The organism is Gemmatimonadaceae bacterium (assembly GCA_036496605.1).
Taxonomy (GTDB): Bacteria; Gemmatimonadota; Gemmatimonadetes; order Gemmatimonadales; family Gemmatimonadaceae; genus AG2.
Genome location: DASXKV010000038.1, coordinates 13486 through 29696 on the forward strand (window position 1 = coordinate 13486; position 16211 = coordinate 29696).

At 65.9% G+C, this 16211-nt stretch carries 11 protein-coding genes; 4 read left to right on the plus strand and 7 right to left on the minus strand.

Going from position 1 to position 16211, the window contains the following annotated elements:
* Positions 1-14: 14 nt before the first annotated feature.
* From ilvN to ilvD, 3 genes are read right to left on the minus strand one after another with little or no spacing between them, the layout of a single operon-like run.
* Positions 15-539, minus strand: a complete 525-nt coding sequence (gene ilvN, locus VGH98_15085) for an acetolactate synthase small subunit (GenBank protein ID HEY2377299.1) — start codon at positions 537-539, stop codon at positions 15-17.
* A gap of 15 nt (positions 540-554) precedes the next feature.
* Positions 555-2255: a biosynthetic-type acetolactate synthase large subunit gene (gene ilvB, locus VGH98_15090; GenBank protein ID HEY2377300.1), complete on the minus strand. Its 1701-nt coding sequence runs from the start codon at positions 2253-2255 to the stop codon at positions 555-557.
* Complete coding sequence (gene ilvD, locus VGH98_15095) at positions 2252-3994, minus strand: dihydroxy-acid dehydratase (GenBank protein HEY2377301.1); 1743 nt, start codon at positions 3992-3994, stop codon at positions 2252-2254. Before ilvD ends, ilvB begins: the two co-directional genes overlap by 4 nt.
* A 577-nt stretch (positions 3995-4571) precedes the next feature.
* On the opposite strand from ilvD, the gene VGH98_15100 reads away from it, so the two are divergent.
* The 4 genes from VGH98_15100 to leuB are packed head-to-tail and all read left to right on the plus strand — an operon-like array spanning position 4572 to position 9110.
* Complete coding sequence (locus tag VGH98_15100) at positions 4572-5777, plus strand: 2-isopropylmalate synthase (GenBank protein ID HEY2377302.1); 1206 nt, start codon at positions 4572-4574, stop codon at positions 5775-5777.
* Positions 5774-7222, plus strand: a complete 1449-nt coding sequence (gene leuC, locus VGH98_15105; GenBank protein ID HEY2377303.1) for a 3-isopropylmalate dehydratase large subunit — start codon at positions 5774-5776, stop codon at positions 7220-7222. Before VGH98_15100 ends, leuC begins: the two co-directional genes overlap by 4 nt.
* A complete protein-coding gene (leuD, locus tag VGH98_15110) occupies positions 7222-7878 on the plus strand; it encodes a 3-isopropylmalate dehydratase small subunit (protein HEY2377304.1) in 657 nt (218 codons plus the stop codon). The genes leuC and leuD overlap by 1 nt, the downstream gene beginning before the upstream one ends.
* Positions 7875-9110 (plus strand): 3-isopropylmalate dehydrogenase, encoded by a 1236-nt coding sequence (gene leuB / locus VGH98_15115; protein HEY2377305.1) that lies wholly within the window; start codon positions 7875-7877, stop codon positions 9108-9110. The genes leuD and leuB overlap by 4 nt, the downstream gene beginning before the upstream one ends.
* Here leuB and VGH98_15120 read toward each other — a convergent pair.
* The 4 genes from VGH98_15120 to VGH98_15135 form a co-directional block, all read right to left on the minus strand.
* Positions 9052-10218 (minus strand): DUF2235 domain-containing protein, encoded by a 1167-nt coding sequence (locus VGH98_15120; GenBank protein ID HEY2377306.1) that lies wholly within the window; start codon positions 10216-10218, stop codon positions 9052-9054. The two genes, leuB and VGH98_15120, sit on opposite strands and share 59 nt — an antisense overlap.
* A gap of 149 nt (positions 10219-10367) precedes the next feature.
* A complete protein-coding gene (locus VGH98_15125; GenBank protein ID HEY2377307.1) occupies positions 10368-10640 on the minus strand; it encodes a hypothetical protein in 273 nt (90 codons plus the stop codon).
* A gap of 214 nt (positions 10641-10854) precedes the next feature.
* Positions 10855-13515, minus strand: a complete 2661-nt coding sequence (locus VGH98_15130; GenBank protein ID HEY2377308.1) for a BTAD domain-containing putative transcriptional regulator — start codon at positions 13513-13515, stop codon at positions 10855-10857.
* A gap of 144 nt (positions 13516-13659) precedes the next feature.
* Complete coding sequence (locus VGH98_15135) at positions 13660-16200, minus strand: hypothetical protein (protein ID HEY2377309.1); 2541 nt, start codon at positions 16198-16200, stop codon at positions 13660-13662.
* Positions 16201-16211: the final 11 nt, after the last annotated feature.

Consider the following 16211-nt stretch of genomic DNA (forward strand, 5'->3'; position numbering starts at 1 on the left):
GAGGGGCTAGGGGGCTAGGGGCTAGGGACTAGGGGCGAGAGAGGGGCGAAAGAGGAGTGAGAGCGGTGCGGCGTGCCACGGGTCATGGCGATGCGCCCGGTACGCATCATTTCCTTGAGACCGAAGGGCCTAACCGCCTCGATGAAACGCTCGACCTCGTCCGGGTCTCCGGTGATCTCGATGACCACCGACGACGACGCGACGTCGAGGATCTTCGCTCCGCACGCGCTCGCGGTCGCGACGACGTCACGCCGCGTGCCGGCGGGCGCGCCCACCTTCACGAGAACCGTCTCGCGGTCCACGGTGCGTTCATCGGTCACGTCCGTGACCTTGAGCACCTCGACGAGGCGATAGAGCTGCTTGATGACTTGCTCGACATTCTCCGCGTCGACGACGAGCGACATCCGGCTCACGCCCGACGTCTCGCTCTGCCCCACCGCGAGGCTATCGATGTTGTAGCCGCGGCGCCGGAAGAGGCTCACGACGCGGTGAAGCACCGCCGGCCGGTCCTGCATCAGAGCAACTAGCGTGTGTTTCATCGGTCACGGCCTCCGTCATTCATGAGTCAGCATTTCGCCGATGCTCTTCCCCTGCGGCACGATCGGGAACACGTTCACCTCGCGCTCGACGCGGAAGTCGATCACGACCGAGCCGTCATGCTGCCACGCCCGACGCACCGCGTCTTCGACATCCTCCATGCGCTCGACCGTGAGGCCGAGCAGACCATGCGCCTCGGCGAGCTTGGCGAAGTCGGGGCTGATGAGCGGCGTGGCGCTGTACACCTTGTTCTCGAAGAGTTGTTGCCACTGCCGCACCATGCCGAGGTACCCATTGTTCACGATGGCAACCTTCACGTTACGAACATTCTCTTGCACGAGCGTCGAGAGCTCCTGGTTCGTCATCTGAAAGCCGCCATCGCCGACGATCGCCCACACGGTCTCGTTAGGCCAGGCGAGCGCCACGCCGAGCGCCGCCGGCAGCGCGAAGCCCATCGTCCCGGCGCCCCCACTCGTTATGTGCGTCCGTGGCCGGTGCCAGTCGATCAGTTGGGCGGCCCACATCTGATGCTGTCCGACGTCGGTGACGACGCGGTAATCGCCGCGGTCGTTGAGCGTCCGGTTCAACTCCGCGTAGACGTCGTGCGGCATGAGTGCCGCGCCCGACGGCCGCACGAGCTCGCGGTGTCGCTGCTGACACTGCAGTTGCTCGAGGCGAATGTGCGCCAGCCATTCGTCACACCGTCGCGGCTGCAGCTCCCGGAGGAGCGCCTGCAGCACGTTCCGGGCATCACCGACGATGGGCACGGCAACGGGCACGTTCTTGCCGATCTCCGACGGATCGATGTCGATGTGAATGACGGTTGCGCGCGGCGCGAACGTCGACGCCTTTCCGGTCACGCGATCGTCGAATCGCCCACCGACGTTGAGGAGTACGTCGCACTCCTGGAGCGCGCGATTCACGTGGACCCAGCCGTGCATCCCCGGCATGCCGAGGCTCAACGGGTGAGTCTCGGGGAACGCGCCCATGCCGTGGAGCGTTGTGATCACAGGAATGCCGGTGCGCTCGGCGAGCGCGAGGAGCTCCGCCGTCGCGCCGGATTGAATGACACCGTTGCCGGCCATGACGAGCGGTCGCTCGGCATCCTTCAGCAGTGCCGCCGCGGCGCGGATCTGACGTGAGTTTCCGGTGTAGGTCGGCCGATAACCGGGCAGATCCAGCTCGACGTCCCAGTTAGGCGTTAGGCGGGCCTGCTGCGCGTCCTTCGTGACATCGATGAGTACGGGGCCGGGGCGCCCGCTCGCGGCGAGGAAGAACGCCTCGCGGAACACGTAGGGCAACTCCTCGGCGTGAGTGACGAGGTAGTTGTGCTTGGTGATCGGGACGGTGATGCCGGTGATGTCGACTTCCTGAAATGCATCCTTGCCCAGTAACGATCGCGGCACCTGTCCGGTGATGGCGACGAGCGGCGTCGAATCCATCCAGGCGTCGGCGAGTGGCGTGACGAGATTCGTGGCCCCCGGGCCGCTCGTCGCGACGCACACACCAACGCGACCGGTCGAACGCGCGTAACCTTCGGCGGCGTGGCCGGCGCCCTGCTCGTGGCGGCAGAGCACATGATGCAGTCGATCCCGACAACCGGCGAGGGCGTGATAGAACGGCATGATCGCTCCGCCGGGAATGCCGAAGATGACGTCCACCCGCTCGCGGATGAGCGCCTCGCACATCACTTGAGCGCCGGTTACTGATGTGCTCATCGGCCGGCTGCGACGGGCGTGAGGCTCGCCGAGTGCGGCAGCGGTGCCAAAGCCGGCATCTCGAGAACCGCGCCGGCGCTCGCATTGGAAACGAGGGCGGCATAGCGCGCGAGCCAACCCCGCAGGTACTTCGGGGCCGGCGGCGTCCATTCGCTGTGCCGCCAGGCGAGCTCGTTAGGCGCCAGCTCGACTTCGAGCGTTCGGCCGGCGAGATCGATCGCGATCGTGTCGCCATCACGGAGCAGTGCAATCGGGCCGCCTTCCGCCGCCTCGGGCGCTACATGCCCGATGCTCAACCCGCGCGAGCCGCCGGAGAAGCGGCCGTCGGTGATGAGCGCGACGCGCGCGCCGAGCGGCATCCCCTTGAGCATGCTCGTGAGCGAGAGCATCTCGCGCATGCCGGGCCCGCCGCGCGGCCCCTCGTAGCGCACGACGACGGCCTCGCCCGGTTGAATGCGGCCTTCGCGAAGCGCATCGATCGCATCCTCCTCGCAATCGAACACGCGCGCCGGTCCCCGGAATGTCATCTCGTGCTGCTCGACGGCGCCCACTTTGATCACGGCACCGTGCGGCGCGAGATTGCCGAAGAGCACCGAGAGCGCCCCACGCGCCGAGTGTGGGTGCGCCAGCGGCCGAATGCATTCGGGGTTGTCATTGGTGACGTCAGCGAGGTTCTCGCCTAACGAACCGCCGGTGACGGTCGGTACGTCGAGATCGAGCGCGCCGGGAAGAGCGGAGAGCTCCTTGAGGATGGCGGGAACGCCGCCGGCCGCGTGAACGTCCTGCATGTGCCATTGCCGGTCGCCGTCCCACGCGGGCGAGATCTTCGCGAGATGGGGCACCCGCTCCGCCACCTCGTTGAAGCGTGAGAGCGGATAGACGAGGCCGGACTCGCGTGCGAGCGCGAGCACGTGCAGCACGGTGTTCGTCGAGCCGCCCATCGCGACGTCGAGGGCGATGGCGTTGTCGATCGATCTCGCGGTCACGATATCGCCGAAGGTGACACCTCTCGCGAACAGGTCCATCAAGGCAACGGCGGCGCGCTGCGCGAGTGCGTGACGTTCCGGCGACGTCGCGAGGATCGTCCCATTCCCCGGCAGCGCGATACCGAGTGCCTCACAGAGACAGTTCATCGAGTTGGCGGTGAACATGCCGCTGCAGCTGCCGCACGTCGGGCACCCCGCGGTCTCGAGCTCGGTGAGCCGCGCGTCGTCGATCGTTCCGGCGAGGCGCGCGCCGACGCCCTCGAACACCGTGATGAGATCGATCTTGCCGCCGCTGCGATCGATGCCGGCCTGCATCGGTCCGCCGGAGACGAAGATGGTTGGGAGATTCACGCGCGCGGCGCCCATGAGCATTCCTGGAACGATCTTGTCGCAGTTCGGAATGCAGATCATCGCGTCGAAGCAATGCGCCCGCGCCATGGTCTCGACGGCGTCGGCGATGAGCTCGCGCGAGGGCAACGAGTAGCGCATGCCCTCGTGTCCCATGATGATGCCGTCGTCGACGCCGATCGTGTTGAACTCGAACGGCACACCGCCAGCCGCGCGGATCGCCTCCTTGACGACGCGCCCGAACTCCTGCAAGTGGACATGACCGGGAACGATGTCCAGGTAGGAGTTGCAGACGGCGACGAACGGCTTGTCGAAATCGTTAGGCGACCGGATCTGACCGGTTGCGCGCAGGAGGCTGCGGTGGGGCGCGCGCTCGAAGCCGCGCTTGATCGTGTCAGACCGCATACAAAACCTCCATGCGCGAAAAGGCCCCTTCAGTGCGAAGGGGCCTTCAGTCAAACGCCCCTCCCGATGCGGGAGGGGCGTGTCGTTCTACCGTGTTGCCCGATCCTCCCAGCCGCTATGGTCCCGCGCTAATAAGCGCGAGTACCTGAAGCAGACCGAGTCGGAGCGAGCGAGGCGACATGATTAGATGCTGAATTCGCGATCGGTGATGGTGTCGAAACGCAACCTATGCCGATTCTGACATTTGTCAACACGCGCCTTGACAGCCGCGGCGAGTGCGCTTTAGGTTCGCGTTCATGCATCGCGCCAACCTTCTCCTCCTTAGCAGCGCTCTCGGCCTTCTTGGTCGGGGGCTTCTGTGCATGGGAGGGAAGGAGCGCACCGAGTAGCGGCGCGCTGACGCGATGAGCGGCCCCTCCCATCCACGCGATGGGAGGGGCCGCTTCCGTTTGCGCCCTGCCATCGGTGGCCATCGAGGAGCCAATCGTTCACGAGCGCGCACGCGACGCGGACTTTCGCCACCACTCTCACCGTCGCCTGTGCAACCATGTCTCGACCAGCCTCCGGTAACGATTACGTGACAGTAGCACGTGACCCGACGCGCGTTCTCATCTTCGACACGACGTTGCGAGACGGCGAACAAGCGCCGGGTTGCAGCATGTCGTTGGCGGAGAAGGTGGCCGTTGCCGAGCAGCTCGTTCGACTCGGCGTCGACATCATCGAGGCCGGATTCCCGGCTGCCTCACCAGGCGAGGAAGATGCCGTCGCCGCCGTCGCGGAGCGGATCGCGAGTGCAGAAACGTCGCCGATCGTCTGCGGCCTCGCGCGCGCGAAACCTGCCGACATCGAGACGTGCGCACGCGCCATCGGCGCGGCGCCGCGCCGCCGAATCCACACGTTCCTCGCGACGTCCGATTTGCACCTCGCGCGCAAGCTGCACATGACTCGACGCGAGGTGCTTGACCAGGTTGGCGATGCGGTAGCGTACGCGCGATCCTTCGTCGACGACATCGAGTTCTCGCCCGAAGACGCGTCGCGCTCCGACCCCGAGTTCCTCGGCGAGGTGCTCGAGGTCGCGATCGCGGCCGGCGCGACGACGCTCAACATTCCCGACACCGTGGGCTACGCCACGCCTGACGAGTACCGTGACCTGATCCGCGATGTCTGCGCGCTCGCTGCCAGAGAGCCGGCCGTCGTCGTCTCGACGCACTGTCACGACGACCTCGGGCTCGCCGTTGCGAATTCGCTCGCCGGCATACGCGCTGGAGCGCGACAGGTCGAGTGCACCGTCAACGGCATCGGCGAGCGGGCTGGCAACGCCGCGCTCGAGGAAGTGGTGATGGCGCTGCACACGCGCGCGGCATTTTACGAAACGCACACGGCCGTGGACACGCGGGAGATCGCGCGCGCCTCGCGGCTTGTTTCCGAATGCACGGGCGTCCACGTGCCCTTGAACAAAGCGATCGTCGGCGCCAACGCGTTTGCACACGAGGCGGGGATCCATCAGGACGGCGTGCTCAAGGATCGTCAGACATATGAGATCATGACGGCGCACTCTGTCGGCCAGGAGGGCAGCGCGCTCATCCTCGGCAAGCACTGCGGTCGCAGCGCTGTTCGCAAACGGCTCGAGGAGCTTGGCGTGTCCGTCGACGAGGCTCGTTTCATTGGCATCTTCGAACGGCTCAAATCACTTGCCGATCGACAGAAGCGCATCACCGATCGCGATCTCATCGCCCTCGCGACGTCGTTCGCGACGATGGCCCAGCCGACGGAGGTCGCGTGAGCGCGCCGCGAACGCTCCTCGACAAGGTCTGGGATGCGCACGTCGTGCGCGTCCCCGCGGCGTCCACGCCGGCGATCCTCTACGTCGACCTTCATCTCGTCCACGAGGTGACGTCGGCGCAAGCATTCACCGAGCTTCGTCAACGCCGACTGCGTGTGCGTCGTCCCGGCAACACCGTGGCGACGATGGACCATTCCACGCCCACGGCGTTCGGCCCCCCCGGAGCGCGCACGCTCGCCGTCCTCACGGGACTCGATGGGCAAGCGCGGACTCAGCTCGAGCAGCTCGAGCAGAACTGCACCGAATTCGGCATTCCACTGTACGCGTTAGGCGACGCACGACGGGGAATCGTCCACGTCATTGGCCCGGAGCTCGGCCTCACACAGCCCGGAATGACGGTCGTGTGCGGCGACAGTCACACGAGTACGCACGGCGCGTTTGGCGCGCTCGCCTTTGGCATCGGCACGTCGCAGGTGGCGCATGTCCTCGCGACCCAGTGCCTCCTGCAGACAAAGCCGAAACGACTCGAGGTGCGGCTCGACGGGCGACTCGCGCCCGGCGTGACGGCGAAAGACGTCATTCTCGCCATCATCGCGCGACTCGGTGTCGGTGGCGGGACGGGTCATGTCATCGAATACCGGGGCGATACGATCGGCGCGCTCTCGATGGAAGAGCGGATGACGATCTGCAACATGTCGATCGAGGCGGGCGCGCGCGCCGGCATGATCGCGCCGGACGACACGACCTTCGAGTATCTGGTGGGTCGACCCCGGGCACCGCAGGGCGCGGCCTGGGATCGTGCGCTCGCGGTATGGCGCGCGCTCCGCAGCGACGACGACGCAACCTTTGACGCAAGCCTAACGATCGACGCATCCTCGCTCGCGCCGATGATCACGTACGGGACGAATCCCGGCACCGGCGTCCCAATCACCCAACTTGTCCCCGATCCCGATCGACTATCCGCCGGTGACGACCGCGAGAGCGTGCGTCATGCCCTCGACTACATGCGACTCACACCCGGCCAACCGCTCATCGGGACGCCTGTCGACGTCGTCTTCATTGGAAGCTGCACGAACTCACGACTCTCCGATCTGCGCGCGGCGGCGTCGATTCTCCGCGGACGCCGCGTCGCACCGGGTGTCCGCGTGCTCGTCGTGCCCGGCTCGGAAGCGGTGAAGCGCGCGGCGGAAACGGAGCGCCTCGACCGCATCTTCATCGAGGCGGGCGCTGAGTGGCGCGAGGCCGGTTGCTCGATGTGCATTGCCATGAATGGTGACTCTCTGCGCCCCGGCCAGCTCGCCGTCTCGACGAGCAATCGCAACTTCGAAGGACGCCAAGGCACCGGAGGTCGCACGCTGCTCGCGAGTCCATTGACCGCGGCCGCATCGGCGGTCGCCGGCGCGGTTGCCGATCCACGTCCGCTGTTCTTGGAGAGCCTTCGCTGATGCCAACACGCCCGTTCGAAGCATTCACGTCGACATATGTCGTGTTGCCGGTCGACAACGTCGACACCGATCAGATCATTCCCGCGCGCTTTCTCAAGACGATCGAGCGCACCGGCCTCGGTGACGCCGCGTTCTACGACTGGCGCCGTCACGCCGACGGGACGCCTAACGCGGCATTTCCCCTGAACCAGCCGGGGGCCGCGGAGGCGCGAGTGCTCGTCGCCGGCCGCAACTTCGGTTGCGGCTCTTCGCGCGAGCACGCCGTGTGGGCGCTCCTCGGCGTTGGCTTCCGTGCCGTCGTGAGCACCGAGTTCGCCGACATCTTTCGCGGCAATGCGCTCGCGAACGGGCTGTTGCCGATCCAGGTCCACGCATCCGTCATCGAGCGACTCGCCACCGCTGCACGCGAAGGCTCGCCGAAGGTGCGCGTCGATCTCGAGTCGCAAACGCTCATCATGCCGGACGGCGAGGCGGTACAATTCCCGATCGCGTCCTTCGCGAGGCATTGCGTGCTGCATGGCATCGACGAGCTCGATGTTCTGCTCGACGCCACGGAGGATGTGAGCGTGTTTGAATCTTGTCATTCTCCCCGTGTCTCGACCAAGGATCGGGACGTGGGCGCGAGAGCGCCCATCGATGCGGACGTGGGCGTATGAGCGCCGCGCGAGAGTCGATCACGGCGACGATCGTCACGCTGCCCGGCGACGGCGTCGGTCCCGAGGTTGTCGCCGCCGCGCAGATGGTCCTCGACGCGGTGGCGTCGTGCTACACGCACACCTTCATTGTCCGCGAGGCGTTGATCGGCGGCGTCGCGATCGATACGGTAGGCGAACCGTTGCCGAGCGAAACGCTCGACTTCTGTCGTGCGGCTGACGCCGTTCTCCTCGGCGCTGTCGGTGGCCCGCGCTGGGACGCGGCCGGGGCACGCGTGCGACCCGAGCAGGGATTGTTGGCCATCCGACGCGCGCTCGGACTCTATGCCAACCTGCGACCCGTCGTGCCGTATGCGTCGCTCGCGGGAATGTCTCCGTTTCGTCCGGAGCACCTGACGAGCGTCGACATTCTCGTCGTCCGCGAGCTCACCGGCGGTATCTATTTCGGCGAGAAGCGGCTCGAGCGCACGCCCACCGGTGATGGCGAGATCGCGACTGACGTCTGCACGTATACGACTGGCGAGATCGAGCGGATCGTTCGCATCGCCGCCGAGATGGCCCGCGCGCGGCGACGACGTCTCACCTCGGTCGACAAAGCCAACGTGCTCGAGACGTCGCGTCTCTGGCGGAGGACCGTCACTCGCGTCATCGCGGACGAGTTCCCCGACGTTGCGGTCGAGCATATGCTCGTCGACACCTGCGCGATGCGTCTCGTTCAGCGCCCGTCGGACTTCGACGTCATCGTGACGGAGAACATGTTTGGCGACATCCTCACCGACGAGGCGGCGGTCCTGTCCGGATCGATCGGTCTCCTGCCATCGGCATCACTCGGCGCGCCCGACGGTAATGCTCGTCGCGCAGGGCTTTATGAACCAATACATGGCTCGGCGCCGGACATCGCGGGTCGCGGCATCGCGAACCCGATCGGGGCGATCTTGAGCGCGGCGCTGCTTCTTCGCTACTCGCTCGGCCTCGAAGAGGAGGCACGTGCAGTCGAGGCGGCGGTGCGCCTAACGGTCGAGGAAGGCGTTCTCACCCGCGACCTGACCACCGATGCCACGCGCGCCGCGACGACGCGCGCGGTGACCGAGCGGGTCGTCGCCAACGTCGTTCATCGGGCAGCGTCGGCCGGCGCTGCGCAACGCGCTCATTCAGATCGCTCCCCCACTCACGCAGTCAGCCCGGGTACGGATCAGCAGCGGGCAGGCTCGCCAGGTTTGTCACACTCGTCGTGAACAACTCGCTGAGATTCGGCGGATGATAGTCGCCTCGGCGCAAGCGTTTGAGAACTGAGACGTCAATGAGCGCGCCCGTTTGCAATGTGCGACGTCGGCCCAGGCCGATCGCTGGCCGACGGCGCTTCGTCGTCGGATTGTAGACGAGCTTCGGGACGAACTCGGCGATCCACCACGCTCCCTCGAGCGATTCGTGTTGCGGCTCGGCCCATGGCTCAGCGGGTAACGGCGATCGTCCGCGCACGTGCGCAAGGCGATCCTCGTCAACGAGCAAACCGGCAGCGCGAGCCTCGTTGAGCATCCACTCAAAGGTGACCCTCCAGAGACCGCCCTGGTCTTCGGGATATCCTCCTCCGACGTCGCTGTGGACGCCCGCAAACCAGATCTCCTTCGCATCCTGCCCGGGTTGTGGCGCGATCCGGTTCTGACGAAAGAACCAGCGCCGCTCGTCGATCGAGACCGCGTGCCGGACGACGCTGACGTTAGGCAACTTGGCCGTGAAGGGATACGCGGGTGCATTCCACACCCAACCGACCGAAGAGACCGTGTCCCAGACACCGAGAAAGTGAATCGGGAAGCGTGCGTCCTCGCGGCCAGGAATCTGCCGCGCGAACGACTGCCGGAACGAGTTCAGCACGTGCCAGTACTCGTCGGATGAGCTCTGTCGCAGTGAGCCGAACAACCGCGTCACGTAAGGCAGGAGCTGGGTGTTGCCCTTCGGCAAGAGGCCGAGGGCGTAGAGCGCGGCGGCGAGCATGCGCGCCGTGTATGCGCCGCGGCTGAATCCGAAGAGAAAAACGCGATCGCCAGGCTCCCACACCTCCATGAGATGCGCGTACGCCGTGCTGACCTTGTCTTTGATGTCCGTCGCGAAGGCGAGGGCCATCCAGCGTGACACCGTTCGACCGACGCGCGTGAGCACGCCTTGTTCGGGCAACGTGCCAACGCCTGGGTCGTAGTAGCACAGCTGCTGCGCCGGATCTCGCGCTACCAGTTCCGCGATCCGCACGACATTTGTGTTGCAGATGCCGAACTGGTTGTTCGTGCCATCGCAACAGATGATGATGTTCCTCGGCAAGAGTCGGTTACCGTTATTTGAGTATGCCATCGAGATTTACTGGATGGTACGACGTTCGCTCGTTCGTACCAAGCAGAGCGCCATGCTGTCGACGCTTATCCAGTGAATGGCCGCACCGGCTATGCCGATCCGGCCATTCCTGCATACGACTCATGGTGGGAGTAGCAGAGAGAGGTCTTTTACGGAGTTGGAGTGGGCGACGGGCTCGGCGAAGGGGAGGGCGACGGCGAAGGAGACGGCGAAGGCGTGGGATTGGTTTTGTCGTTCCGTCCGACGTTGGAGCCGCAGGAGCAGCCACTTTCGCTGACTTCGCTGACGCTGAGCGAGTACGCCCGCGACGCCAGAGCGGAGGACCGCTGCGGACCGGTTACGTTCGTGCCACTGCAGCCGCTGACGGCGAGGCCGACGACACTGAACAGCACGAGGGCGGGTGACAGGAATGGGCGTGACATGGGAAACCTCCACAAAAAGGCTGCAGGTTGAGAGTCGATCAGGAGATCGTCACCCGTCGGTAAGATGCGGTCACATCTGCGTCCGCCTTCGCCGATTGCGCGCGCGTCGAGCAACTGCAGTCAATTTGCGTTGCGATGGTGCAAAGCGCGATGACGCATGTAGCAGGTTGTTGATGATCTTTGCAACAGTCGGCGTGCAACTAATGTTACAGATCTAGCGCGAGCCGTCGCTCACCATCGCTGCGACATCGCCTCTCCGTGGCAGCGCAGCGGAGGCGAGGTTCGCAATGGCAATCGGACGCAGCGAGAGCCAGGCGTCGCCGTCGTCACGAAGCCGTCCCGGCGTACTGACCTGGGAATAGAGCGAATCAGCCCGAGTGCGCGCCCCGGCGAGCCGTAGTGCATCGGCCTGGAGGAGCGCCAGGGCGCACTCGGAGCGGCCATAGAACGATTGCGCTCGCGTCCGATCCAGTTGACGGATCGCCGAAGCGTAGTCGCCGTGTACGAACGCGTCCGCAGCATCGATAGTAATCTGTGCCAGTACGTGACTGCGCAGATTCCGCCCGGCATCCCGTTCGGCGACGATGGCGCGGAGAGTGGCGAGGCTCTCCTGATCACCGGCGGCCGCGGCCACGAATGCCGCGAGCTCCGCGAGCCGTGCCGTCGCCGGCGGCGACAGATCGGTACTGTCGAGGCGCGTGATCGCCGCGCGGAGGAGCGCGCGGCCACGTTCGGGCGATCCGTTGACTGACGAGAGCTCGTTGCGCGCCTGAAACAACTCGGCGCGAATCGCGAATTGCGCGTGTAACGTCGCTATGACCACCGCGCCGTAATTCGCCGCCTCGCGAACGCGGCCGAGCGAGAGCAGCAGCGCCTGACGCGTTGGTGCGAGCTCCATGTTGGGCCGACCGCGCACGACTGGGGGTGCGATGCTGTCGATGAGGCGTTGCAAGCCGGGCAAGTCGGCCCGCAGGAGGTACTCCGCGATGCGCACCTGCTGCTCGAGATAGGGCCACCGCGCGCCGGCGCCGCGCGCGAGCGCCAGCGCACGCGCCGTATCTCGCAGTGCCAACAGCGCGATCATGCGGTTCCGTATTTGAGGCGCGGCGGTCGAGTCGATACCCAGCGCGCTGTCGGCTGCCGCTGCCGCGTCCTCGAATGCACCGGTCGCCAAGTCCGTCCAGACCGCGCCCTCGTAGCCTAACGACTCTCGCGGATAGGCCGCGCGCAGCGCCCGCCAGTACCCGAGCGCGCTGTCGGGCCGATCGAGGACGACCTGGGCATAGCGCGCACGAACGAGAAGGCGCTCGCGCACCGGAAGCCGCGCGCTCAGACGGTACGCTCGGCCGAGGTGCTCCTCGGCACGATGCTCCTGATCGACGTACCAGAGCAGATCACCAACGAGATAATGCGCGAGCGCGAAATCACTGTCGTGCGCCACGGCCGCTTCGCCGTACGCGATCGCCGCCGGCCGGTCGAGCCGCGCGAGCGCGGCACGGGCGAGCGTGTACGCACGCAGCGCCTCGAGCGAGCTGGTGGTGATGGCCGGTAATGGCACGCCATTGTCCACGCGCGCGCGAGTCGCTCGGCCGCGAAGCTCCGATCCGATCTCGGCGAGCGCACGAACGACATCGTCGTTCGTGCGCGGCCTCGTCGAGAGCACCGCCATGGGAGTCGTCCGAGTCGGATCCAGCAAGCGCGCGACGATCTCGATGCTGCTACCGAGCGTCGCGATTCGACCGACGATCACCAACGAGGCACCATTTCGCAGTGCCACATCGTCGGCCACCGCTTCCGTGAGTGGCACCGTGGGCGGCAGCTTCATGAGACGAAGCGTGCTGGCGACGACACCGTCATCCAGCACGATTACGTCGGGCGTTCGCTCGAGCTCCGCGCGCACCACCTCGCGCGCGGCGAGCGAGAGCAGCGTATCGGGACTCGCGATCTCACCCAACACGACGAGTCGCGCTGTCGCGCGACTTTCGACGCGTAACGCGCGGAGCACCATGCCGCCGCCAAACAAAAGCAGGGAAGCGGCGACGAGCGGCAGGCTGGCACGAAGACTCCGCCGCCAGCGCCTTTCGCGGTCCGGCGGCTCGTTCGGCGGCGCGGATTCGTCTTCGACCACCGCTGGTTTCTTGGCTGCCGGGAGTGCTCTCTCAGGGTTGGCCGGGCGCGCCAGCTCCGCCGCGAGTTGCGTGACTGACGGCTCGGCGTCGACGTCCAACTCTCCGCGGACGACCTGCGCGTAGAGCTGCGCGTGATGGATTGCGGCCGGCCGATCGCCGGCACGCGCGAGCGCATTCATCGCGGCCAAGGCGTGACGCGCGCTCAGCGGATCGAGCGCCGCGACGCGGAGGCGAAGCTCGGCCGCAGCCGAGAAATCGCCGCGATTCGTCGCCGCGACCGCCAGCATTTCTACTGCGTGCACGTGTTTTGTCGCGAGCTCGCGACGACGAGCCTCCGCCCAACGCTCGAACTCGGCCGCGCCCGAAACGAAAAAACCGTCGAGAAATGGCCCGGCGTAAACGGCGACGGCGCGCTCCATCGATCCCACCTGCAACGCGTCCTCGAAGTCGCCAACGTCACTCGTTAGATCATCGTCGAACACAAGATCATCTGCTCCACCGGTGATCACCGACGCCCCGAGGTCACGGCGAAGCTCGTAAACCAATTGGGCGAGCGCATGGCGGCCGCGGTCCTGGTCGCGTTCGGGCCAGAGCAGCCCCAAGAGCCGGTCGCGACTGACGGGCTTCCGCCGCGCAGATGCGAGGAGCACGAGCAGCGCGAGACGACGGCGCTGCGTATTGCGGCCTTTCAACGGAATGCCGTCCCGCTCGAGCGTGACGGCACCGAACGTCCGGAGCCGGATCATCTTCGCCCCTGACTCCTAACTGAGACACAACTGATCGCCTGAGCACAATCATACGCGCCGTTGTCTGTCCCGCAACTCTCTCTCGGGGCGGAGCGGATGTGCCGCAGGTCGTTCAGAGCTCAGCTGGACCGTACTCAGGGACGCCTAACGTGACGGCCGTACGCTGTGCATCGCGCCGGCGCAGCTTCCCTGCGTCGAAAGACCAACGGCCTGTCGCAGTACGACGAGTGCGTCGCCTGCATCGAGACCGCCGTTGCAGTTCGCGTCGCCGGCCGGAAGCACCTGCACCAGCGTGCCGAGGACGGTTTTGCCGACATCGAGGTTCGCCAGGGCTTCGGCGACGAGGAGCGCATCGTTCGCATCGACGACGCCATCGAGATTCAGGTCACCGCGCAGCACCGCGACCGGTGCGACGACGGGCGCGACCCAGATCCCGCGGCCATACGTCGCCGCAACGAGTCGCTGGTTCATCTTATCGTAGACGAGATCGTTTACTTCCACGTTAGGCAAGCCGCCCGCAGCCGTCTGCCAGGACGTTCCAGCATCGCTGCTCAACCAGACACCGACATCCGTGCCCACCGCAATCGCGCTTGCGGAGCCCACGAAGGTGATCGCGTTCGCCGGCACATCTGGCAGCGCGCTCCCGCCGGTCCCACTGATCGCCGACCACGTCATGCCCGCATCGTGGGATTCCCACAGGTGAGGCGTGCCAAATCCGCCGACGGCCGCCACCAGATGCGCTGCATCTGCAGGATCCAGCGCGAGGCCGTTGACGAAACGATCTGGAAGTCCGGATCCGCCCGCCGCGAACGTGACGCCGCCATCGACGCTCAAGCGTACGAGTCCATCGCTCGTGCCGACATATATGGTATCCGGGTCCGTGCGCGCGATCGCGATGCGGGTGATGGCGCCCGCTCCCTTGGTGAGATCCGAGCTCGCTGACACCTGCTGCCAGGTGTACTCATCGGTCGTTCGATACAGACGCTGCGTGCCGAAGTAGAGTGTACTGGAAATGAGAGGGTGCATAACGAGCGGTGGAAGATACAGGGCACGGTCGCTCGGGTCGACACCATCGTTCACGGAACGAATGACACCGTTCCCGAAGCGAGCAATGCCCGGACCGGGAGCGAAACCATTCCATTGTGCCTCCAACCAGAGCACATCCCCTGCGGCGCTGAACGCCGTGTACCCTCCATCGCCTGACCACAGCCCGTCCCAGTTCGGCAGGCCGTTGGATTCGATGACGCCGTTGTCCTGCGTCCCACCAACCAGATATGCATTCAGATTCGGACTGATCGATACGCCGGGATAGAACATCGTGATCTCCAGTCCGGCGCTCCGACTCACCCAGCTGTCGCCGCCATCAGTCGAAATGAACACGCCTCCATCGGATGCGCCGACCAGGCGCGAGTGGTCCGTGGGATCGATCCTGACGGCGTGCCAATCGACGTGCACCTCGGCTCCGATTCGGCTGAAGCTCGCGCCGCCATCGGTCGAGCGAAACAGCCGCTCACCGCCAAGGTAGATTCGATTTGCATCCGTCGGGTCGACGGTTATCAGCAGGTCGTAGCCAGTCTGTTTTCCGATGTCGCCGCGCGGATCATCCGTGCGCAACCCCGCTGCGACGAGCTTCGTCCACTGTCCGTTTGCATCGTTCCACCTCCACAGCCCCTCGAACTCGCCGATGCTGCCGTCGTAATTGCCGACGGCGACCCACACCTGGTCGGGAGCGGCCGCCGACGTCGCCAACTGCACGCGCTCGATGCGGTCGCTCGTTAGGCCGGATGGCAGCGGGAGCAGCGTCCACGTGGCGCCCTTGTCCGCCGAGCGAAGCAACCCACCCTGTGACACGGTGCTCGTGCTCGCTCCGGCGAAGAGGATGTTGGGGTCGCGGGCGCTTGCCACGAGGCTGACTGTCCAACCGGTGTTGCTCAGTGACCAGCTCTGGCCGCTATCCGTCGAGCGAAAGATGCCGGTCGTTGTCGCCACCAACAGGACGGTGCTGCTCGTGGTGCCCGCGGTTGTGGGGTCGACGTACACGGCGCCCGTGGCGGAATAGTAGACGCCGGCATCCGGTCCGAGTTCAGCCGCCCCGAAGAGCTGCCAGCTTCTCCCGCCATCGACGGATCGCAGCATGCCGCAGCCGAACGATTCGTCATTCAACTCGCCCGTTCCCGCGTACACGATGTCGGGATTCCTGGGATCGACGGCGATGCCGCCGATGTTGAGTGAACACTGATCATCCGTGAGTGGTGCCCAGGTGCTTCCGCCGTCGCCGGTCTTCCAGACGCCACCGCCGGCAGAGCCCGCGTAGACCGTGTTGCGATTCGAGGGATCGATCGCCACGTCGGCGACGCGGCCGGCGTCGAGCTGCGGAGCGGAGAGGTAGTAGTTCGTCCGCTGGAGGATGGACCACGGTCCTTCCGAGGTCCACTGGGCGCCCGTGGCCAGCACGTCCGCCGAAATGCGCGGTGCGAGCGTCCGTGATGAGCTGCGCCGGAGTCGCATGATCTCCCGCAAGCCGCTGCTTGGGATTTGTTGATGCGGATAGGCGCGCTGCAGGCGATGATAGCGCCGGCGGGCAGCGACGTCTTCCTCGCGGCGTTGCGCCGCAACGGCGTGGCTGACGACGCCGAGCATCATCGCGAGCATGAATTGACGTGTGAGCGATCGCTGAATCTTCACTGTTATCCTCG

Coding starts and splice junctions, on each gene's coding strand:
- ilvN (HEY2377299.1), bottom strand. CDS start 539: ATGAAACACACGCTAGTTGCTCTGATGCAGGACCGGCCGGCGGTGCTT.
- ilvB (HEY2377300.1), bottom strand. CDS start 2,255: ATGAGCACATCAGTAACCGGCGCTCAAGTGATGTGCGAGGCGCTCATC.
- ilvD (HEY2377301.1), bottom strand. CDS start 3,994: ATGCGGTCTGACACGATCAAGCGCGGCTTCGAGCGCGCGCCCCACCGC.
- leuD (HEY2377304.1), top strand. CDS start 7,222: ATGCCAACACGCCCGTTCGAAGCATTCACGTCGACATATGTCGTGTTG.
- leuB (HEY2377305.1), top strand. CDS start 7,875: ATGAGCGCCGCGCGAGAGTCGATCACGGCGACGATCGTCACGCTGCCC.
- VGH98_15120 (HEY2377306.1), bottom strand. CDS start 10,218: ATGGCATACTCAAATAACGGTAACCGACTCTTGCCGAGGAACATCATC.
- VGH98_15125 (HEY2377307.1), bottom strand. CDS start 10,640: ATGTCACGCCCATTCCTGTCACCCGCCCTCGTGCTGTTCAGTGTCGTC.
- VGH98_15130 (HEY2377308.1), bottom strand. CDS start 13,515: ATGATCCGGCTCCGGACGTTCGGTGCCGTCACGCTCGAGCGGGACGGC.